The organism is Streptomyces gobitricini (assembly GCF_039532985.1).
Lineage (GTDB): Bacteria > Actinomycetota > Actinomycetes > Streptomycetales > Streptomycetaceae > Streptomyces > Streptomyces gobitricini.
The window spans coordinates 378,874-400,385 of sequence record NZ_BAAASR010000018.1; the positions used below are offsets into that span (position 1 = coordinate 378,874).

Annotated in this window: 15 protein-coding genes and 1 pseudogene; 5 read left to right on the forward strand and 11 right to left on the reverse strand. The window is 73.8% G+C overall.

Features of this window, described 5'->3' with window-relative positions:
- Positions 1-437 precede the first annotated feature (437 nt).
- The gene (locus ABD347_RS17075; RefSeq protein WP_344362407.1) at positions 438-2,189 is read left to right on the forward strand and encodes a S8 family peptidase; all 1,752 of its coding nucleotides are present in this window, start codon (positions 438-440) and stop codon (positions 2,187-2,189) included.
- A 78-nt stretch (positions 2,190-2,267) separates the two neighbouring features.
- On the opposite strand, the gene ABD347_RS17080 is transcribed toward ABD347_RS17075, so the two are convergent.
- On the reverse strand, positions 2,268-3,068 hold the full coding sequence (locus ABD347_RS17080) for a DUF1206 domain-containing protein (protein WP_344361975.1): 801 nt from the start codon (positions 3,066-3,068) through the stop codon (positions 2,268-2,270).
- 203 nt (positions 3,069-3,271) lie between these two features.
- On the opposite strand from ABD347_RS17080, the gene ABD347_RS17085 reads away from it, so the two are divergent.
- The 4 genes from ABD347_RS17085 (at position 3,272) to ABD347_RS17100 (ending at position 8,770) form a co-directional block, all read left to right on the forward strand.
- Entirely contained in the window at positions 3,272-4,879 is a 1,608-nt protein-coding gene (locus ABD347_RS17085; RefSeq protein ID WP_344361977.1) for a sigma-70 family RNA polymerase sigma factor, read from the forward strand.
- A 178-nt stretch (positions 4,880-5,057) separates the two neighbouring features.
- A complete protein-coding gene (locus tag ABD347_RS17090; protein WP_344361979.1) occupies positions 5,058-5,621 on the forward strand; it encodes a methanogen output domain 1-containing protein in 564 nt (187 codons plus the stop codon).
- A 1-nt stretch (position 5,622) separates the two neighbouring features.
- Positions 5,623-7,200 (forward strand): PP2C family protein-serine/threonine phosphatase, encoded by a 1,578-nt coding sequence (locus ABD347_RS17095; RefSeq protein WP_344361982.1) that lies wholly within the window; start codon positions 5,623-5,625, stop codon positions 7,198-7,200.
- 388 nt (positions 7,201-7,588) lie between these two features.
- Entirely contained in the window at positions 7,589-8,770 is a 1,182-nt protein-coding gene (locus ABD347_RS17100; protein WP_344361984.1) for a PP2C family protein-serine/threonine phosphatase, read from the forward strand.
- A 338-nt stretch (positions 8,771-9,108) separates the two neighbouring features.
- Here the strand turns inward: ABD347_RS17100 and ABD347_RS17105 are convergent, their stop codons facing one another.
- The 10 genes and pseudogenes from ABD347_RS17105 to ABD347_RS17150 all read right to left on the reverse strand — a co-directional run bounded on the left by ABD347_RS17105 (position 9,109) and on the right by ABD347_RS17150 (position 21,299).
- On the reverse strand, positions 9,109-10,764 hold the full coding sequence (locus ABD347_RS17105) for an FAD-dependent oxidoreductase (protein WP_344361986.1): 1,656 nt from the start codon (positions 10,762-10,764) through the stop codon (positions 9,109-9,111).
- 24 nt (positions 10,765-10,788) lie between these two features.
- Positions 10,789-11,703, reverse strand: coding sequence for an AurF N-oxygenase family protein (locus ABD347_RS17110; protein ID WP_344361989.1), 915 nt, complete (start codon positions 11,701-11,703; stop codon positions 10,789-10,791).
- Between the two features lie 798 nt (positions 11,704-12,501).
- Positions 12,502-12,735: pseudogene (locus ABD347_RS17115) on the reverse strand (2-hydroxyacid dehydrogenase); the annotation flags it as partial.
- A 197-nt stretch (positions 12,736-12,932) separates the two neighbouring features.
- Entirely contained in the window at positions 12,933-13,313 is a 381-nt protein-coding gene (locus ABD347_RS17120) for a hypothetical protein (RefSeq protein ID WP_344361992.1), read from the reverse strand.
- Positions 13,310-14,269: an SMP-30/gluconolactonase/LRE family protein gene (locus tag ABD347_RS17125; protein WP_344361993.1), complete on the reverse strand. Its 960-nt coding sequence runs from the start codon at positions 14,267-14,269 to the stop codon at positions 13,310-13,312. Before ABD347_RS17125 ends, ABD347_RS17120 begins: the two co-directional genes overlap by 4 nt.
- Before the next feature lie 578 nt (positions 14,270-14,847).
- Entirely contained in the window at positions 14,848-15,750 is a 903-nt protein-coding gene (locus ABD347_RS17130) for an endonuclease/exonuclease/phosphatase family protein (RefSeq protein WP_425575686.1), read from the reverse strand.
- A 186-nt stretch (positions 15,751-15,936) separates the two neighbouring features.
- Positions 15,937-17,871, reverse strand: coding sequence for an ABC transporter permease (locus ABD347_RS17135; RefSeq protein ID WP_344361997.1), 1,935 nt, complete (start codon positions 17,869-17,871; stop codon positions 15,937-15,939).
- A gap of 156 nt (positions 17,872-18,027) precedes the next feature.
- Positions 18,028-18,852 (reverse strand): molybdate ABC transporter substrate-binding protein, encoded by an 825-nt coding sequence (gene modA / locus ABD347_RS17140; protein ID WP_344361999.1) that lies wholly within the window; start codon positions 18,850-18,852, stop codon positions 18,028-18,030.
- A gap of 110 nt (positions 18,853-18,962) precedes the next feature.
- A complete protein-coding gene (locus ABD347_RS17145) occupies positions 18,963-19,358 on the reverse strand; it encodes a TOBE domain-containing protein (protein WP_344362001.1) in 396 nt (131 codons plus the stop codon).
- Between the two features lie 522 nt (positions 19,359-19,880).
- Positions 19,881-21,299 carry a DEAD/DEAH box helicase gene (locus ABD347_RS17150; protein WP_344362004.1) on the reverse strand — a complete coding sequence of 473 codons (1,419 nt, stop codon included), beginning with the start codon at positions 21,297-21,299 and terminating at the stop codon, positions 19,881-19,883.
- Between the last annotated feature and the right edge of the window lie 213 nt (positions 21,300-21,512).

A 21,512-nucleotide genomic window follows, 5' to 3' on the forward strand; every position in this document is an offset into this window, starting at 1 on the left:
GCACCGCTCCCCCGGCCGCCGGTGCGGCGCCGGTGGCGGCCGCGCCTCCCAACTCCCGTACGCCGGAACGGATGTCCGGCCAGGACCGGACCGTGGACCGGACTGCGGGCCGGACCGCGGACCGGACCGCCGGCGTTGGAGGCCGGCACCGGAGGCCGGGCAACCGCGAAGCCGGCGGGCAGCTCGGCGGGGTGCACGCGTGAACCCCTGGAAGGAACCAGGGCGATCCATGACGTTTCGGTCCGCCGACAGCACGTTCCGCGAACCCTCGTGCCCGGTGGCGGCAGTAGCAAGGGTTTCCCCTCCTTCTCAGTGTTTCGGGCGTCTGACATCTTGCGTTCACCCCCTACTCATTCGGCCCGGCGGCCCGACCAGCATGCCGGGACTCGGAGGACGCCTTGATACGTCACATATCCAGTTGGCTCCCGGCGAAGTCGATGGCGGTCGCCGCGGCCGTACTCGGCACCACGCTCGCCGTCGGGGCTCCGGCCACGGCCGTCGGCACCGCGTCGCAGGCCCCTGCCGCCGCCCCCGCGTCCGCCGTCGCGTGGACGGCGGGCACCCGCGCCCACCTCGTGATCACCGCCCCCGGTGACACCTCCGCCGTGCGGGCGGCCGTGACGAACAACGGCGGCTCGGTGTTCGCGTCCTACGACGCCATCGGTGTGATCGTCGCCCACTCCGCCTCGGCCGGCTTCGCCACCGCCATGCGCGGTGTCCCCGGGGTCCAGCAGGTGGGCGCGACGCGCACCTCGGACGTCCCGGCCGACGCGTACAACCCGGCCCTCCCGGCGAGCCCGTCCCAGTCGCCGACGACGCTGACGGAGAGCCTGACGCGCTGGGACATGACGCAGATCAAGGCCGACCGGGCCTGGGCCGTGACCACCGGCTCGGCGGCGGTCAAGGTGGGCGTGCTCGACACCGGCGTGGACGACCGGCACCAGGACATCGCCCCGAACTTCAACGCGGCGGACTCCGTGTCCTGCGCGTACGGCAAGGCGGACACCCGCGCCGGGGCATGGCGGGACGTCGGCACCCATGGAACGCACGTCGCCGGCACGATCGCGGCCGCCAAGAACGGCAAGGGCGTCGTCGGTGTGGCTCCCGGGGTGAAGGTCTCCTCGGTCCGCATCGCCGAACCGGGCACCAGCCTGTTCTTCGCGGAGAACACCATCTGCGGCTTCATGTGGGCGGGCGACCACGGTTTCAAAGTCACCAACAACAGCTACTACACGGATCCGTGGCAGTTCAACTGCCCGGACAACGCCGACCAGGCCGCCATCATCGAGGGCGTCCGGCGTGCCCAGGAGTACGCCGAGAAGCGGGGCTCGCTCCAGGTCGCCGCGGCCGGCAACTCCAACCTCGACCTCGCCAACAAGACGGTCGACACGGAGAGCCCCAACGACTCCACCCCCGTCCGGCGCACCATCACCAACGCCTGCCTGGACATCCCGACCGAACTGCCCGGCGTCGTGACGGTCGCCGCGATGGGCAAGGGCGACGTCAAGGCGTCGTACTCCAACTACGGCGACGGCGTCATCGACATCGCCGCACCGGGCGGCGACGGCGCCTCCGGCGTCTACTCCACCCTGCCGGGCGGCAAGTACGGCAACATGAACGGTACGTCGATGGCGTCGCCGCACGTCGCGGGTGTCGCCGCGCTGATGGCGAGCGCCGACCCCACCGCCACCCCGGCCGACCTCCGCTCCCGGCTCGGCGTCCAGGCCGTGGACGTGGCCTGCCCCTCGGACAGCCGGTGCGCGGGCACCACCACCAGGAACGGGTTCTTCGGCGAGGGCCAGACCGACGCCCTGAAGGCGGTCGGCGGCACGACGCCTGCTCCCGGCAAGTACTTCGCGACCACCACGGACGTCGCGATCGCCGACAACGCGACCGCCGAGAGCCCCCTCAGCATCTCGGGCGTGACCGGCAACGCGCCGGCCGCCCTGAAGGTGGGCGTCGACATCGTGCACACCTACCGCGGTGACCTGGTCGTCTCCCTGGTGGCACCCGACGGAACGGTGTACCCGCTGGAGGACTTCGCCAACAACGACGGTACGGACAACGTGAGCAAGACCTACACGGTCGACGCCTCCGCCGAGGTCGCGAACGGCACCTGGAAGCTCCGGGTCCGTGACATCGCGACCCAGGACACCGGCAGGATCGACGCCTGGAACCTGACCTTCTAGGCGCGACCCGCCCACGGCCGGGCCGTCGCGCGTCCCTCCAGGGGTGGGACGCGCGACGGCGCGTTCCACCCCCGGCGCTCACACGCGGCGCCACAGCGCCATGGCGAAGGAGAACAGCCCGTACAGGGCGAGTCCCAGTGCCACCGCCACGAGCAGCCACGGGCCGGCCGGGGTGTCGGCGAAGGAGCGGATGGTGTCGTCCAGGCCCTTCGCCTCGCTCGGCCGGTAGGTGATGGCCGCACGGACCACGAACCCGCCCGCCACCACGAACACCAGTCCACGGGCCACTCCCCCGGCCACACCCGCCACGTCCACGGCGTCACGGACCCGGGGCCGCATCTCGCCGAGCCGCAGATGCTTGCGGTAGCTGCGGCGGACCGCCTGCACGGCACCCACGACGCCCGTGACCGCGATGGCGACGCCGGCCGCCGCGACGAGCCACTGCCCGGCGGGCAGTTCCAGCGCCCGTGCCGTCATGTCGTGGGACCGCCGGTCGCTCTCCCCGCCGCCGCCGCTGTGGTCGCCGGCCGCGAAGACGAGCACCGACCAGGCCACGACGGCGTAGAAGACGGTCCGGCCCGCCGACAGCAGCCGCTTCGTCGTCTTGTGTCCCCACAGGGCCTCGGTGAGCTGCCACAGCGCCATCCCCACGAGACCGACGCCCAGGAGCCACAGGAGCACCGAACCCATCGGCCGCGCGGCGACCTCCGTGAGGGCACCGCCCTTGTCCGCCTGTTCGGCGTTGTCACCGAAGGCGATCCTCAGGGCGAGGACACCGACGAGCAGGAAGATCACACCCCGCGCGGCGAATCCCCACCGCCCCGCGACCTCGACCACCGCGCTGCCGTTCTTGCCCCTCACCTTGCCGCGTACGCTCACCTCGGCACCTCCCCTCCCCCCGTTGCCCCGCGAAGGGGGCCGGAAACAACGGGGACGCCGGCGGCACCGGAGGCCGCGGCCCCTGGAGACACCGGTGCCCGGAGTTCCCGTCGTTCTTCGCCCTGTTTTCGTTATCGCCGGCCCTTCGGCCGGTCTCCCAGGTGTCGGGCGGATCGCCGCCCGGGGGAGAAAGGAGCCGAGAGGTGAGCCAGACAGACGAGGTACGGCTGGTCAAGGCGGCGCAGGCCGGGGACCAGCGGGCACAGGACGAACTGGTCTCGGCGTACCTGCCGCTGGTGTACAACATCGTCGGGCGGGCCCTGAGCGGGCACGCGGACGTGGACGACGTCGTCCAGGAGACGATGATCCGCGCGCTCGCCGGCCTCGGTTCGCTGCGGGACCCGCGGCGGTTCCGGTCGTGGCTCGTGGCGATCACCATGAACCGGATACGCGACCACCGGTTCGACCCGGCGGTCGCGGACGCCCCGTACGACGGAACCGACCCGGCCGATCCGGGCGCCGACTTCGTGGACCTCACGATCCTGCGGCTCAGCCTCTCCGGACAGCGGCGCGAGGTCGCCGAGGCCACCCGCTGGCTCGACGACGGCGACCGGGACCTGCTGTCGCTGTGGTGGCTGGAGGCCGCCGGCGAACTCAGCCGGACCGAGGTGGCCGACGCCCTGGAACTCACGCCCCAGCACACCGCCGTGCGCGTCCAGCGGGTGAAGGCGCAGCTGGAGACCGCGCGGATCGTCGTCCGGGCGCTTTCGGCGGTCCCCCGCTGTGTGCTGCTCGACGACGCGCTGGCCGGATGGGACGGGCTGCCGTCGGCGCTGTGGCGCAAGCGGATCGCCCGGCACGCACGCGCGTGCACGGTCTGCTCGGGTCACGGCGCGGGGCTGGTCCCCGCCGAAGGGCTGCTGGTCGGTCTCGGCCTGGTGCCCGTGGGAGCCGCGCTCCTCGGAGCGGGCGCGGGGCTGCCGCCCGCCGCCGGGGACACGTTCGGCCTCGCCGGAGCGGGGAGGCCGGGCGGGTCCGTCCCGGCCGGCCGACTGCAGGAACGTCACGCCCGGCGCCGCAGGCAGCGCCGCGCCGCCGCCGCGGCGGCACTGCTGGTGGCCGGCGGCGGGGTGGCCGGGCTGCAGTTCCTGGGGCCCGACGAGGGCGCCCGGGAGGTCCGTACCCAGACCGCGGCCGAGCCCTCCCGCGCCCCGCTCGTACCATCGGCCACGTCCGCCCGGCCGACCCCGGCCCCGTCGGCCTCGGCGTCACCGTCCGCCTCCGCGAGCCCCTCCCCCTCGGCGTCGGCCACCAAGAAGGCCTCCCCCACGCCGAAGCCCAGCCGTACGGCGCCGAAGCCGCCCCAGGAGCCGTCCCCCTCTCGGGTGCGGACCACCCCGCGGCCCGAGCGCACACAGGCCCCGTCCGGCTCGTTCGCACAGCAGGTGACCGCGCTGGTCAACTCGGAGCGGGCGGAGAACGGGTGCGGCCCGGTGAGCGGGAACGGCACGCTGGACACGGCGGCGCTGCGCCACTCCGAGGACATGGCCGCACGCGACTACTTCGACCACACCAGCCCCGACGGCAAGGGCCCCGGCGACAGGATCACCGCCGCCGGGTACCAGTGGTCGACGTACGGAGAGAACATAGCCCGCGGGCAGCGGACCCCCGCCTCGGTCATGGACTCCTGGATGAACAGCCCGGGTCACCGTGCCAACATCCTCAACTGCTCGTTCAAGGAGATGGGTGTCGGCGCCCACGAGGGGCCCGGCGGACCGTGGTGGACCCAGGTGTTCGGCGCGCGCGGCTGACCGGGCGGTGGCGGCCCGCCTCGTCCGTTCCCCGATCGGGGGGGGTGCCGCGGCCAGGGTTCAGCAGCCGGCGTGGAGCGCTCTATCCTCGGTCTGGGGTCGGTCGGGGCGTCGCGCCTTGCTGATGCCGCAGGCGCCGGCTGAGGCACGGTGCTCCACCACCTGGAAGGGAGCGGCCGTGAAGCCGGCGAAGGAAGCGGACGTGGGCCTGGACCGCGATGTGTTCATGCGCGCTCTCATCCGGGAGCTCGCGACCTCCCTGGAGTCCGTGGTCGGGCTGGAGGAGGCGTCCGGCTACATCAGCCTGGTCGGCCAGTCGGTCGGCTCGCAGCTCAACGAGTCGTACACCGCGGCCCTCGGTCTGCCGCGTCTCGGCAGAGAGCAGGTCGCGGACGTCCTGGTCGACCTGAAACAGCGCATCAAGGGGGACTTCTACCTCATCTCCCAGGACGACGAGAAGATCGTGCTGGGCAGCCGCAGCTGCCCGTTCGCCGAGAAGGTGCTGGGACGGGACTCGATGTGCATGATGACGTCGAACGTCTTCGGCACCATCGCCGCCCAGAACCTCGGCTACGCCCGTGTCGAACTGGAGGAGACGATCGCCCGCGGCCACTCGGGCTGCCGGGTCGTCGTACACCTCACCCCCGACCTCGACGTGGACGACGAACCCGGCCGCGAGTACTTCGGCGACCGGCATGCCACGGGCAGCACCGGCGCCGCCGCCCTCCCGGCAGGGGATTGAGATGGACCTGGCGTCGTTCCGCGCCGTGGTGAAGCTCCTGCCCCACTCGGTCGTGGTGTGCACCACCTCCGGCAGGCTCCTTGCGGTCAGCCCGGCGACGCGCCGGACGGTGGACACCCTCGTCCCGGGTGCGGACCTGCTCGACCTGGTGCTCGACACCGACGAGGTGGCGCAACGGCTGAAGCAGTGGACGCGCAGCGGCTCACCGCTCCCCGGCGTGATGACCGTACGCGACGGGGAGGGCCGTCCGGTGCGCCTGCGGTGCCACGGTGCCCGTGCCACCTGGTGGCGGGGCCCCGAGTCGGCCGTACAGCTCCACTTGGCCCGTCTCGACGTGAGCGACCGCTTCGTGGCCCTCAGCCAGCGGGTCAGCCTGATGAACCAGCAGATGGCATACCGCCGGGCGATGGCCGAGCAGCGCGACAAGCTGCTGCGCGCCGAGACCGAGGCGCGCGCCAGGATGCAGCGCCTGTACCGGCTCACGGCCGCGCTGGCCGCGAGCGCCGACCTCACGGATGTGTGCGAGGCGGTGCACAAGTGCGCTCCGCAGGCCCTCGACGCGGTGGGGGTGACCCTCGAGCTGCACCCGCGCCGCATCGTGCCCTCGCTCTCCCCCACCGACACACTCCCCGTCACGACCGATTCCTGGACCGATCTCGATCTGTTCCACGGTCCCTCCTCCGGCGCGCCGCTGCCGGAGACCGATCGCCGCGTACCGCTCGAAGCGGAAGGCGTCGTCCTCGGCAGCCTCGTGGTGAGCTACGCGCCCGGCGCGGCACCGGACGCCGACCACACCACCGCCATCGCCCAGCAGATCGCCCAGGCCGTGCGCCGCGCCGGCCTGTTCGAGCACGAACACGGCCTGGCGGTACGGCTCCAGCGCAGCCTGCTGCCGCGCCTGCCGGAGGTCTCCGGCCTGGACATCGCCAGCGGCTACGCCCCCGGCACGCACATGGTGGACGTGGGCGGCGACTGGTACGACGTCCACCCGCTCGACCAGGACACCGTCGGCTTCACCATCGGTGACGTCGCCGGCCACGGCATCGCCCAGGCCACGGCCATGGCCCAGATCAACACGGTGCTCCGCAGCATCTCCCGCCGGCACAGCGACCACTTGCCGACGGTGATGGCGGAGCTCAACGACTTCCTGGGGACGTACCACGAAGGGCTGATGGCCACCGCCTGCTACGCCACCTACCACCGCGGCACCAGGACCCTGCGCTACACACGGGCGGGGCACCCGCCGCCCCTGCTGATCCACGGCGACGGCACCACCGAGTACCTGCGGGCGGCGCTCGCTCCTCCGCTCGGCCCGGTGCCCTTCACCCGCTACCCGCAGGCCGAGATCACCCTCCCGCCCGGCTCGACGCTCGTGTTCTACACCGATGGCCTCATCGAACGCCGGGGCGAAAGCCTCGACATCGGGCTGGACCGCCTCGCCAGGACGGCGTCCACGGCCGTCGGCCTCGACGCCCGGGGCACGTGCGATCTGCTCCTCCATCAGCAGCCCGACACCGACATGCCCGACGACCGCGCCCTGCTGATCATCCACTTCCCACCGACGGCCGGACCCGGCTGACCATCCACTCCCCGCCGACGGCCGGACCCGGCTGACCATCCACTCCCCGCCGACGGCCGGACCCGGCGGATGACGTCCGCCCGGCCTCCGGGGAGCGGCCCGGTCACCGGCGTGGGGCCGCCGCGGGTGAAGCGCCCGAGCGCCTCACCGGCGCGGGATCCGATCACCGCGCCCGGCATCCCCTCCCAGCGCTGCCCGAGCCGGTCGCACAACGCCCGGCGCCGCGGCGACGTGCCGCCGTGCGCGGGCTCCCGGCGGGCCGCGCCCACTGCCTTCGGCTCGGGTGGTGACCTTCAGGCTCAGGGGTGAGAGTCGGTCGGGGCCATGGACTTCTAGGTGAGAACAGCGCGGCGGGGGGAAGAAGAGGCGGCATCGAAGGGAGGCCGCGGTGGATGGTGAGGACTTGAGACTCGGGGACGTTCTGGCCGAAGCGGCGAGCGCCTCGCCGGTGGAGTCGGTCGACGTGGTGGCCCGTCATCTGCAGAAGCGCTTCCACGCGGTGTGCGTCTCGTTCCTGTTCGCCGACCTGATCGGTGAGACGCTGGTGCGGCTGGCCATCGCCGACGGTGTGGAGGCCGAGGAGGAGGGCATCACACGCATCGTCCTGCGGGGCAGTGTGTACGAGAAGGTCCTGCTGTCACAACGCCTGCACGTGGAGCCGGACGGCGAGGCCAGGCGGGTCGTCGCACCGGTCACCAACAGGGGCGACTGCGTCGGCGTGCTGGAGATGACGCTGCCCGACACCGACGAGACGGTGTTGCGGCAGGTCCACGAGGCGGCCCGGGCGCTGGCGTACATCATCGTCACCGACCGGCGGTTCACCGACCTCTACCACTGTGGCCGGCGTACGACGCCCACCAGCCTGGCGGCGGAGATCCAGCACAACCTGCTGCCGTCCGCCTCGTGTTGTGATGCGGAGCAGTTCTCGCTGGCCGGCGGGCTGGTACCGGCCGACGACATCGGCGGGGACACCTACGACTACGCGCTGGACCGCGAGACACTGCACCTGTCCATCACCGACGCCATGGGGCACGACACCGAGTCCGCCCTGCTCGCCACCCTTCTGGTGGGCGCGCTGCGGGGTGCCCGGCGGGCGGGCTGCGACATCGTGGAGCAGGCCGACCGCGCGCACCGGGCGCTGGTCGAGCACGCCTCCGGCATCGCCACCGGCCAGTTGCTCCGCGTCGGCCTCGAAAGCGGCGGCGTCCAGCTGGTGAACGCCGGTCACCCGCGCCCCTTCCTGCTCCGTGACGGAACGGTGGAGGAGCTGGCCCTGTCGGTCAACCTCCCGTTCGGTGTGCCCTCGCCGCGGCCGTACCGGGTGCAGCACCTGGACCTGCGCCCCGGTGACCGGCTGATCCTGCTCACGGACGGCATGCAGGACCGTGCGGCGGCCGGGGTGGACCTGGCCGCCCTGATCCGCGACACCCGCCCCCACCACCCGCGTGAGGCGGTCGCCACCCTGGTGGGTTCCGTGCGGGCGGCGTGCCAGGACCGGTTGCCGGACGACGCCACGGTCCTGTGCCTGGACTGGTACGGCCCCGGGGCGACCGGCCGGCCGTCCTGGTAGGCGCCGGGCGCATGGTGCGCGGAACGCGCCGTCGCCGCACCCGGCCACCCGCGCCATGCGCGGCACACACCCCGCGAACGTGACCCCGGCCGCCCTGCCCGGCTCGCCCGTACGTCCGGTCGCCCTGCCCGGCTCGCTCGCCCTGGCGGGATGGGCGGTGCCGTCCGCCCGCACGGTCCCCGTCCGTACCTCCCCGGCCGTCCCGCATGTCGCGCGCGTACCGCGCATACCGTCCCGCCCGCCTCGGCCGGCCTCGCCGGTTCGGGGTGGCGGCGGGCGACCTCGGGTGGACCCCGCTCGGGCGCTCCGGGTGGGCCCGCCTCATGACGGCGGGGCGGTCAGGGCAGCAGCCCCCAGCGGGCGCGCCGCGCCGTCGCCCGCAGCTCCTCCACGGTGGCCAGTTTGACCCGCGGCCGTCCGTCGCGGCGGCCCCGGGCGAGCTCGGCCCGGTCGATCGCGGCCAGCCCCCGGGCGTCGACGGCCCCACCGCCCCGGCGCCGGAGCAGCCGCTGGAAGGCCTTCGCCGGGTGCGCCGGCTCGGGCAGAACGCCGGCCACGGCGTCGGCGAGCAGCGTTCCCACCGTCTCGGCCGCACAGGTGCGGTTGGTCCCGATGCCGCCCGAGGGACCGCGCTTGATCCATCCCACGACGTACGTGCCCGGCCGGTCCGCCACCCGGCCCGCCTCGTGCGGAACGGTCCCGGTGGCCTCGTCGAAGGGCAGCCCGGCGAGCGGTACGCCGCGGTGGCCGACCGCTCGCAGCACCATCCCGGCCGGTATCGACCGCTCCTCGGACCGTTCCGTGACCCGAACGGCGCGGACCGCGCCTTCGCCGAGGACCTCCACGGGCGCGGAGTGGAAGCGGAACACGATGCGGCGACCCGGGGCCGGCGGGCACGACCAGTCGACCGGTGTACGGGTGAGGCCCCTCAGGAGCGCGGCCTTGTCCGTCGGTCCGGCCGCGTCGACCGCCTCACCGACGCGGGGGTCGTGGTCGTCGACGACCAGTTCCACTCCGTCCAGATGGCGCAGGGCGCGCAGTTCGGAGCGCGTGTACGCGGCGTCCCCGGGGCCTCGGCGCCCGAGCAGCACCACCTCGCGCACCTGCGCCGCACGCAGCGCCGCCAGCGCGTGGTCGGCGATGTCGGTACCGGCCAGCGCGTCGGCGTCCGAGACGAGGATCCGCGCGATGTCCAGGGCGACGTTGCCGTTCCCGACGACGACCACCCGCTCACCGGAGGGTTCGACCGCGTCCGCCGGAACGTCCGGGTGGGCGTTGTACCAGGAGACGAACGTGGTGGCGGGGACGCTGCCCGGCAGGTCCTCCCCCGGGATGCCGAGGCGGCGGTCCGCGGAGGCGCCCACCGCGTACACCACCGCGTGGTGGTGGGCGGCGAGTTCCTCGGCGGTGATGTCCCGGCCCACTTCGAGGCCGAGGCCCATCCGCACGCGGGGGTGGGAGTGGAACCGCGCGAAGGTGTCACCGATCCTCTTGGTCCCGGGATGGTCCGGGGCGACGCCGTACCGTACGAGGCCGCCGGCCACCGGAAGCCGGTCGATCAAGGTCACCTCGGCGTTGGTGTGCAGCAGCAGGTCCTCTGCGGCGTACATGCCGGCCGGACCGGTGCCGACGACCGCGACCCGGATCGGGGCGAAGTCGGCGGGCAGGCCGCGCTCGAACCGCGGCTCGCCCCAGGCGTGGAAGTTCGGTCCGTCGTCGGCGGTTCGGGGCTGATCGTCGGCGTCGCGGAAGTACGCCGCGTTGATCCCGGCGAACTCCTGCTGCGGCTCGGGCAGGCCGTCGACCGGGAAGACCGCGTCCACCGGGCAGGCGTCGGCACAGGCACCGCAGTCGATGCAGGACCGCGGATCGATGTACAGCATGTCCGTGGTGCCGAACTCCGGCTCGTCCGGCGCGGGGTGGATGCAGTTGACGGGGCACACGGCGACACAGGTGGCGTCGGCGCAGCAGGTCTGGGTGATGGCGTAGGTCATGTCGTCGGCTCGGTCCGGGTCGGATCAGATCAGGTGGGCGCGCTTGTAGAACGCCAGGGCCGGCCGGGTGAGCAGGCGGGCGGACGCCAGGAACTCCATCAGTCCGGCGCAGCTCGACCGCATCAGGGACTTGTGGTGCTCGTTGGCCCCGGCCTCGCGGACGGCGCGCTCCCGGTCGAGTCCGGCGTTCTCGTACACGTCCTTGTTCACCATGCTGGTGACGATGACGTAGGACGCGATCGCGATGACGACGGCGTGGATCTGGCGGCGCAGCCAGCCGGCCCGCGCGAGGCGCCTGCGCGTCTCCTCGCGGGCGAACTTCATGTGCCGTGACTCCTCGACGACATGGATGTTGTTGATGGTGCGTACGAACGGGACGACCCGCTCGTCCCTCATCCAGTCGCGCTGCATGACGTCGAGGACTTCCTCGGCCACGAGGATGGCGGCGTACGCGGCCTCCCCGAACGCGATCGTCTTGAAGGCCCTGCCCAGTTCGACGGCTGTCCGGCGCGGACGGTACGCGGGCGCCCCGAGCTTCTCGGCGCCCCGGGCGAACATGATCGAGTGCCGGCACTCGTCGGCGATCTCGGTCAGCGCCCACTGGAACCGGGGCTCGGTCGGGTCCTTGGCGTAGATGTCGCGCAGCACCATCTGCTGGAGGATCATCTCGAACCATATGCCGGTGCTGGCCACCGACGCGGCCTCCTGCCGCGTCAGCTCCTTGCGCTGGGCGTCGGTCATCTCCCGCCAGTAGGCGGTGCCGTAGAGGGTGCTCCACTCGGGGCTGGCGCCGTGGAAGTCCTTGTCCAGGGGCGTCTCCCAGTCGACCTCGGTGGCCGGGTCGTACGAGAGCGTCGCGGACGAGTCGAGCAGGCGGCGGGCGACGTCCTGGGCGTGCGGCCCGGTCTGGTTCTCCGGCCGGGCGGTGCTGCTTGCCATGCTGGGGCTCCTCGGTTCGAGCGGCGTTTCCTTGTTAGACAAGATGTAAGCAAGCTGTCGGACGGACCGTACAGCAGGACGGCCGCCCGGGCCTACCCCTGTGGAGAAATCTCCACGCGACCGCCCCCACCGCCCTGTTCACGCCACAGCCGGCCCCAAAGGCGTGCGGCGTCACCGGCTTGCCGCCACGGTGACGACGAGACGCCGTCGGCGGCAGACCCGGCCCAGGGCGCCGGTGTACGAGGAGCACCGGGATCCGTTTCGCGCCGGGCCGGACCGGGTTCGAACCGTCGGCGTCGCCGGCCGCCTTGCCGTCCGGCCCGCTGCCGCCCCGGCACGAGACGTCGTCCTGGAACGCGGAGGCGCCGGCGTCGTACGAATGGTCGCGCTGCACGTTGTCGACGCCGGTGCTCACCCGGTATCGCCATCGCGCGGGGGCCCTGTCCAGGGGCGCGGCGGGGAGGGGCGCGCGCCGAACGACCGGGCCGCGGGTCCGGCCCGAGTCGGGGCCGCCGCACCCGGACGCACCTCGTGGCGGCGCCGGTGAGGCCGGTGCGTGTTGTCCCGTGTTGTTCGTCCGGGACGGGGCGCGCGGCGACCTCGGCCCCGGCCGCACGGCGGCTCAGGTGCTCGGTGGTTCCGCGACCAGTCGTTCTGCGACCAGTGGTTCTGCGCCCTGCGCCCTGCGGTCCGGTGGCCCGCGGTTCTGTGGCTTGCGGTTCTGTGCCACGCGGTCCGGTGGCCCGGCGCAAACGGCCGCTCGGTGGCCAAGTGGCCCGGTACCTGGTGCGGACCGGGTCAGCGGTCCCCGGCCGACGGGCTCACCAGGGTGTTCTCGTTCACGCGTCCGGCCAGGTAGTCGTCGATGTTCCGCACGGTGGCGTCCACGATCTGGCCCACCGCGGTACGCGTGAAGTACCCCTGGTGGGAACTGATCAGGACCCGGGGGAAGGTCGTCAGCCGGGCGAGGGTGTCGTCGGCGATTCCGCCGACGGACTTGTCGACGTAGAAGAGTCCGGCCTTCTCCTCGTGATCGCGTCGCTCACGAGCGGGACGGGACCGGAGGCGGGGGCCGGTGAAGGCCGCCGGGAGGAGAGCGGGCGGATGTCTCCGGGCGGCGTCGCACGAGCCGCGCGCGTGACGCGGGCGCGGCGCCCCGCCGCACGCGCACCCGGCCACACGGGCACTCCGCCGCACCGGTGGACGTGGACGCCCGCCCCTGCAGGTGGTCAGCGGACGGGGACGGAGCCCGGTTTGGGGTGGGGCAACATGTCCCAGCCGAGCGGCCGGCCGTCCCGGTACCGCTCGCCCGGGTCCGCTTCCAGGATCCGCGGTACCCGGTGCCGCCACCACGGCCCATCGGCCGTCCCGCGACCGGGCCGGGGCCAGGGGATCGTGGCGGCACGGAAGCGCTCGTCCAGGGCGTGGGGCCGGGGGCGGAGCGCCGCCGCCGCCTCCTCCTCCGTGAGCCGCGGCACCACGCGCGCCAACTCGCCCCGGCACCGGCGGTCATGGACGGACGCCGGAGCACACCAGGCGTACCCTGCCTCGACCTCCTCGACCAGCCCCTGCCAGCCGCGCAGCAGGGACCCGGCCGGCCCGGTGGTCACCGGGGCTCCGGATCCGTCCGGGGCCGGCGCCCCGGTCCGGTGGGGTGGGTGCCCGTGACGCCCATGACCAGCGAGTACAGGCTGGTGCCCGCGGTGATGAAGAGACGGTTGCGCTTGGCGCCGCCCCAGGCGATGTTGGCGACCGTCTCGGGGACGTCGAGCCGCCCGATCAGCGTGCCGTCCGGGTCGTAGCAGTGGACCCCGTCGTCCATCGCCGCCACCCAGAGCCGGCCGCCGTCGTCGAAGCGGATGTTGTCGAAGCGGGCGTTCCCGCGAGCGGCGGCCTCGGCGAAGACCTCGCCGTCCGACAGCGTGCCGTCGTCGCGTACGTCGAACACCCGGATCTGGCCCGCACCGGTGTCGGAGACGAACAGCCGCCGCTCGTCGGCCGAGAAGACGAGGCCGTTGGGCGCTCGGAAGCAGTCGGCGACCAGCCGCACTTCGCCGGTGGCGGGGTCGACCCGGTAGACGTTGTTGGAGCCGATCTCGCTCGGGGCGCGGTGGCCCTCGTAGTCGCTGGTGATGCCGAAGTCCGGGTCGGAGAACCAGATCGACCCGTCCGACATGACCGCGGCGTCGTTCGGGCTGTTCAGACGCCTGCCCTGCCAGCGATCGGCCAGCACCGTGACCGTGCCGTCGTGTTCGGTGCGTGTCACCCGGCGGTTGCCCTGCTCGCAGGTGACCAGCCGGCCCTGCCGGTCGAGGGTGTTGCCGTTGGTGTGCCCGGCGGAGCGGCGGAAGACACCGACGGCGCCGGTCTCCTCGTCCCAGCGCAGCATCCGGTCGTTGGGGATGTCGCTCCAGATCACCTGCCGCCAGGCCGGCAGGTAGACGGGCCCCTCGGCCCAGCGGCAGCCGGTGTGGAGGACTTCCAGGGCGTTGTCACCGTTCATGCACCGGCCGGTACGGAACCGGTCGTCGAACATCTCGTACAGCGCGGGGCGCTCGCCGGTCATGCGAGTCCTTCCGGTCAGGGTGGCGCCGACTGATCTTCGGCCTGCTCGGCACAGTGGTTGATCACATGTGGTCGGCGCAAGGCCTTTCCCGACGCGTCGCGGGCCCTCTTCGGGCACGCCGGCTTCTTCGAGCTGGAGCGCGCCCGGAGCGGCAGCCTCGTCCCGGACCGACCGCCTCGCGGCGAGCGGTCAGGTCCGGCGCGGCGGTTCGTACGCCCCGGCCGCCCGGGCCGGAACCCCACGCACGCGTCCGTCGGCGGTACGCGTGGACGGCGACGTCCCCGTCCCGTACGTACGGCTGGTCCCGTCCGGCTCCGGCTTCGGGCCCACCGTCTCCGGCATCACCACCTCCCCTCGTCGTCGCCGGGCAGCGGTGTCCGCCACGGCACACCGGTCCGGTCCCGCGCACCGGCCGTGCCCCGGGCGGGCTCGGACACCGGTCGTGGCCGAAGTGGTGAGCCGACGCCCGCCGGACCCCGGCCGGGCCACCGGGCCGGGACGGCCCGCGCGGCCGCAGCCGACGACAAGAGGACCTGCCGTGGAACCTGCCGTGCCGGGCGGGTGCCGCCTTCCCGGTCTCACATGCGGACGCGAGCGGCGACGGGCAGGTGGTCGCTGCCCGTGGTGGGCAGGGGCCGGATGTCGACGACCGTCGCGGTACGAGCCAGGACCTGGTCGATCCGCGCCAACGGCAGCGCGGCCGGCCAGCTGAAGGCGAACGACGCCGGGGCGGGGCGCAGACGCGAGGTGACGGGGGCGAGACCCCGGTCGTCGACCGTGCTGTTGAGGTCGCCGAGCAGGATCACCGTGCCGAGTGTCTCGGCGGCGATCGCCTCGCCGAGCAGCGCGGCGCTCGCGTCCCGGGGGCCGGAAGCGAACCCGGCCGTCGGACCGATGCGTACGGAGGGCAGGTGGACGACGTGCACGGCCGCCTCCCCGTACGGCGTCACCGCCGTCGCGCGCAGCCCGCGGTTCCAGTCCGCTCCGAACCCCGGTGGCCGGATGTCCAGCGGCCGGACGTCGCGCAGCGGGTACGCCGACCACAGCCCGACCGTGCCGTGCACCGCGTGATGCGGGTAACCGGGTGCGAGCGCCGCCCTGTAGGCGGGAAGCGCGGACGGGGTGAGCTCCTGGAGGGCGATCAGCTGGGGCCGGGCGTCCCTCAGGACGCGTGCGGTGCCTTCCGGGTCCCCGTTCTCGTCGCTGACGTTGTGCTGGACGACGGTGATGTCGTACGCCGGTGCGCCGCCGGCCGTCAGGGCTGCACCGAACTGGGCCAGCCACACACCGGCGAGTGGCAGCAGCGCCAGCAGCGCGGTGGCGGAGCGGCGCACCCGGGCGACGACCAGCAGGACCGGGATGAGCAGGCCCAGCCAGGGCAGGAACGTCTCCAGGAGGCTGCCGAGCCGTCCGACCGCGTTGGGCACCGCGCCGGGGAAGGCCAGCAGGCAGGCGGCCGACACGGCGAGCACGGCCGGCACCCGGCCCCGCCGCCCGCCCGCGTCCGTGCCGTTCCCGTGGTGACGGCGACGTCCGGAAGCCGGTGTCCCCGCATGCGCGACCCTGTCCATACCGGACAAGGACGCGGTCGAGGAGCATCCAGTTCCGGCGCCGGGGCGCCGGCGCGGCAGGCCCGCGGTCCGGACCGCGGGCCGGCGTCACCCGCTCTAGCGCGGTACGAGGGCGACCTCGGTCGCCTTGACGCCGGTGAACACCGGTGTGCCGTCGGCCAGGCCGAGGTCTGCCGCTGCCGCCGGGGTGATCTCGGCGACGAGGTCCGGGGCCTCGTCGGAGGTGACGAGGACTCGCATCCGGCTGCCCACGGCCGTGATCTCCCGTACGGTGCCGGGCCAGGCGTTGCGCGGGCTGCCGGTGGGCCTGTCCCGGTGGAGGGACACCGCCTCGGGGGCGATGATCGCGAGAGCGTCGGTGCCCTCGGGGAGCGGTTCGGCGGCGACGACGGTCGTGACGCCGCCCGAGGGCGCGAGGCCGTCGGCGGTGGCGGTGCCGGGCCAGGCGTTGCGCCCGAGCATGCGAGCGACCCAGGGGGAGCGCGGGTGCCGGGTCACCTCGGCCGGGGAGGCGTCCTGAAGCGCCCGGCCGCCCTCCAGGACGAGGACGCGGTCGGCGAGCGAGACGGCCTCCACCGGGTCGTGGGTGACGATCAGGCAGACGCCGCCGAAGCCGTCGAGGTGGCGGCGCAAGGTGTGGCGGACGTGGGCGCGGGTGGTCTGGTCGAGGGCCGCGAGCGGTTCGTCCAGGAGCAGCAGCCGGGGGCGGGCGGCGAGCGCGCGGGCCAGGGCGACGCGCTGGGCCTGGCCGCCGGACAACTGGGCGGGGCGACGGTGGGCGAGGTGGCCGACGCCGAGGCGGTCCAGCCACCGCTGGGCGGCCGCCCGCGCCTCCTCCCTGGGTACGCCGCGGGCACGCAGCCCGTAGGCGGTGTTGGCGAGTGCGGTCAGGTGCGGGAACAGGGCGCCGTCCTGCGGGACCCAGGCGACACCGCGCCGGTGGGGCGGGAGGCCCGTGACGTCGGTGTCGCCGAGCCTCAGCCGGGCGTGGGCACGGTCGGTCAGGGCCAGCAGCGCGCGCAACAGGGTCGTCTTGCCGGCGCCGTTGGGGCCGACGACGGCGACGGTGGTGCCGGCGGGGACGTCCAGGACCACGTCGGCGAAGCCGGTGACCTCGGCGTGCAGGGCCCAGCGGCCGGAGTCCGCGGGGGCGGGGGTGTCCGGCGCCGGATCCGGCGGTCGTGGGGCGGCGCTGTCGTCACCGCCGGGGCGTTCCCTCGTGGCCGCCGGGGCGTGTACGCGCGGGGCGGTGGACCAGCGGCCGCGCAGGGCGACGAGGACGGCCATCGCGATGGCGAGCAGGAGCAGGGACACGGACGTCGCGGCCTCCGGTTGCTCCTGGAGGAGGAGGTAGACCTGGAGGGGCAGTGTCTGCGTGCTGCCGGGCAGGTTGCCCGCGAAGGTGATGGTGGCGCCGAACTCGCCGAGGGCGCGCGCCCAGGTCAGCGCGGCGCCCGCCGCGAGCCCGGGAGCGACGATCGGCAGCGTCACCGTGAGGAAGACGCGGAACGGCGGCGCGCCGAGGGAGGCCGCGGTCTCCTCGTACCGCCGGTTGAGCCCCGCGAGCGCGCCCTCCAGGCTGATGACGAGGAACGGCATGGCGACGAAGGTGGCGGCGACGACCGCGCCGGACATGTGGAACGGCAGGGTGACGCCGAACCAGTCCTCCAGCCACGGTCCGAGTACGCCGCGGCGCCCGAACGCGAGCAGCAGCGCGACTCCGCCCACGGTGGGGGGCAGGACCATGGGCAGCAGTACCAGTGACCGGACCAGCGCCTTGCCGGGGAAGGAGACCCGGGCCAACAGCCAGGCCAGGGGCACACCCAGCAGCAGCGACAGGCCCAGGGACCAGAGGGAGACGACGAGGGACAGCTTCAGCGCCTCGACGGCTTCCGGTGTGCCCAGGTGTGCGCCCAGCTCGCTCCAGGAGGTACGGGCGAGGATGCCGACGAGGGGCAGCGCCAGGAAGGCGACGGCCGCGAGCGCGGGGAGCACCAGGGCGACGGGCGTACGCGGAGTGAGACGTCTCATCGGTGTCCTGTCGGTTCCTCGGGTCGTGGGTCCTGGGCCTGGGCCCGGGGCCCTGGCGCCCGGGTCTTCGGGCCCGGGCCCCGGGCGGTGGTACGCGGCGCGGAGGCCGCCCGCTCCTCGCCGGCGGGCAGTGGTCGCCGTGCGGCGTGGGCGGGGTCACGGCTGCTGGAAGCCCGCGCCCCTGAGGATCCTCTGTGCCTCGGGACCGGAGAGCCAGGCGACGAACGCGGTGGCGGCCTCGGCGTTCTCCGAATCCTTCAGCACGGCGGCGGGGTACTCCGCGACGGCGTTCCGCGCGTCGGGGATCGTGACGGCGTCCACCTTGCCGGCGGCGGTGTCGGCGTCCGTCCTGTAGACGAGTCCCGCGTCGGCCTCCCCGAGTTCCACCTTGCTGAGGACGGCACGGACGCTGGGCTCCTGGGACACCGGATTCACGGTGACCTTCCCGGCGTCCAGGATTTTCCTGCTGTACTTTCCGGCCGGCACCTCGGGGGCGGCCAGGACCACCTTGAGCTTCGGATCGCCGAGGTCCTTGAGCGTGGCGATGTTCTTGGGGTTGCCCTCGGCGGTGGCGATGACGAGCCGGTTCTTCGCGATGACGGTGGGGGCTTCGACCTCCGCCTGCACGCCCTCCATGCTCTTCGTGTCGGCGGTGACCAGGACGTCGGCCGGGGCGCCCTGCCTGACCTGGGCGATCAGTTCCTGCGAGCCGGCGAAGGAGAAGGTGACCCGGGTTCCTGGACGGGACTTCTCGTACGCGGCGCCCGCCGTCCTGAAGACGTCGGTGAGGGACGCGGCGGCCAGCACGGTGAGGTCCGCCTCCGGGACGGCGGAGCCGTCACCCCTGGGCGCCCGGGTGGCGCCCTTCTCCCCGTCGCCGCCGGCACAGGCGGCCACGGGCGCCAGGAGGGCGGCGGTCAGGACGGCGGTCACGGCGCGGCGCGTGCAGGTGCGGCGCGTGCAGGTGCGGGGGCGGGACATGAGGTCGACTCCTGGGTGAGGTGCGCGGGGCGAGCGGCGCCCGGAGCAGGGTGAGCCGGCCGCGTCGGAAACGGGGGACGCCGCCGCGGTGGAACCGAGGGAGCGCGGGATCAGACGCGGTCGATGTGCACGCTGGTGGACTTCACGCGGGCGGTGGCCTGCATGCCGACTTCCAGCCCCAGTTCCTCGACGGCCTCGCGGGTGAGCAGGGAGACGAGCCGGTGCGGCCCGGCCTGGATCTCGACCTGGGCCGCGACATCGCCGAGCTTGACGGCGGTGACGATGCCGGGGAAAGCGTTACGGGCGGTGGTGTACGAACCGTCCTCCTCTCCCGGGCCGCCCTGGGCGACCTCGATCGAGAAGGCGGCGAGGTCCCGCCCGTCGATGAGGCGGCGGCCCGCTTCGTCGCGGTGGGTCGCGACCCGGCCGGCATCCGCCCAGCGGCGCGCGGTGTCGGGGCTGACGCCGAGCAGCCGCGCCGCCTGGCCAATAGTGTAGGACTGCATATGCGACACGCTAGGCCCGATACCGCCTCATCTGCAATTGTCTGCCGCTTCCTCCATCGCAGATGCGGTTCATTGGGAGGAACCGCCGAAGGGAAACGGATCCCCCGCAGGGCACGCGCCCGCCGACCCCCGAACCGGCCCCCCCGGCCCCCGTCCCCGGCGTTCACCCCAGGCCGGGGTGCCGTCGTCGGATACGTCCTCGTACACGGTGATCCCAGCTCGGAGACCACGGAGCGAGTAACCCGCCGGCAGGTTCCGGGGGACCAACGTCCGCTGCCACCCGGGCCCCTGCCGGTGCGCACGCGGGCGACGGGGGCGCGTCAGCGGATCCGGCGCACGGCCGGCCGTTACGGCGGCGGGCCTCACGTGCAGCCGGCCGTTCCGGCAGGCGGGTCCCGTGCGTGGCCGCCGGTCCCCGGCCGGGCCCGGCGGCGTACCGCGGCCGGTTCCGTCGGCGGGCTCCGCGTACCGCAGGTGTCCTCGGTCGGGAGGGGACCCGTACAGCCTGACGGCCGTCCCGTGTCAGCGGGCCTTGCGGGCCTGGGCGGCTCGCCGGGCCTCGGCGATCTTGCGGGCTTCGGCGGACCTGCGGGATTCCTTCGGGGCGCGGCCCGTGCGGGTGCCCATGCCCTGGAAGGGGGCACCGGTGTTCTTCGCCTTGTTCCCCGCCGGGGGGCGCTTGGCTCCGGTGATGCGGGTAAGCGCCTCCTCGCCGGACCGCACCTGGATGGCGGTGGCCCTGATCCCGGCGTCCGACATCACGCGGTTCACGTCACGCCGTTCACCGGGAGTGACCAGCGTGACCACGCGGCCCGACTCCCCCGCGCGCGCCGTGCGCCCGCCGCGGTGGAGGTAGTCCTTGGGTTCGCCGGGCGGGTCGACGTTGACGACCAGGTCGAGGTCGTCGACGTGGATTCCGCGAGCGGCGACGTCGGTGGCCACGAGCACGGTGACCGCTCCCTCCCGGAACTGCGCCAGGGTGTGCGTGCGCTGCGGCTGGGACTTCCCGCTGTGCAGGGCGGCGGCCCGTACGCCGCTGTCCCGCAGGTGGCGGACGAACCGGTCCACGCCCGCCCTGGTGTCCAGGAACATCAGCACCCGCCCGTCCCGGGCCGCGATCTCGGTGGCGACGGCGTACTTGTCGGCCGGATGGACGTGCAGCACATGGTGCTCCATCGTGGTGACCGAGCCCTCCACGCGGTCGACGGAGGCGAACACCGGGTCGTGCAGGTACTGCCGGACCAGCTGGTCGACGTTGCGGTCGAGCGTGGCCGAGAACAGCATGCGCTGCCCTTCCGCGGGCGTGTGGTCCAGGATCTCCGAGACCTGGGGCAGGAACCCCAGGTCGCACATCTGGTCCGCCTCGTCCAGGACCGTGATCCGCACCTGGTTCAGGTGGCAGTCCCGCCGGGCGACCAGGTCGGCCAGCCGGCCCGGGGTCGCCACGACGACTTCGGCGCCGGCCTTGACGGACGTCGCCTGCTTCCCGATCGACAGCCCGCCGACCACGGTCGTGAGCCGCAGCCCCAGTGCCTGCGCGTAGGGGGCCAGGGCGTCGCTCACCTGCTGCGCGAGTTCGCGGGTCGGTACGAGGACCAGCGCCAGCGGCCGCTTCGACTCGGCGCGCCGTCCCGCGGTGCGGGTGAGCAGCGCGAGCCCGAAGGCCAGTGTCTTGCCCGAGCCGGTGCGCGCGCGACCCAGGACGTCACGGCCCGCGAGGGCGTTCGGCAGGGTGGCCGCCTGGATCGGGAAGGGTTCCCGCACCGAGAGGCCGGTCATGGTCGCCACCAGCTCGGGCGGCAAATCCACATCGGCGAAGGACGCGGCGGGCGGCAGGCCCGGGACCACGGTCACAGGCACCGACAGCTCGCCCCGCGGCGCTCGGTCACGGCCGGTCCTGCCGGCGGCGGGGCGCCCGGTGGCTGACGACTTCGCGTTCATGGGGAAACCTTCCTCGATCCGTCGCCCGCAACGGGCCGGGGCCCGTACCTGCTGAGCGGTACGGGCCCCGGCTGCGTCGAAGCGTAGGAGCATCCTACCCGCGCCCGTCATCTCGTGCCGTCGACGGAACGGGACGAGGGCGACGGCCACGACGGTGAAACCGGCGATGCCGCCGCCGGGCGCGGGGTGCGTCGGCGTACCGGGCGACCGGGC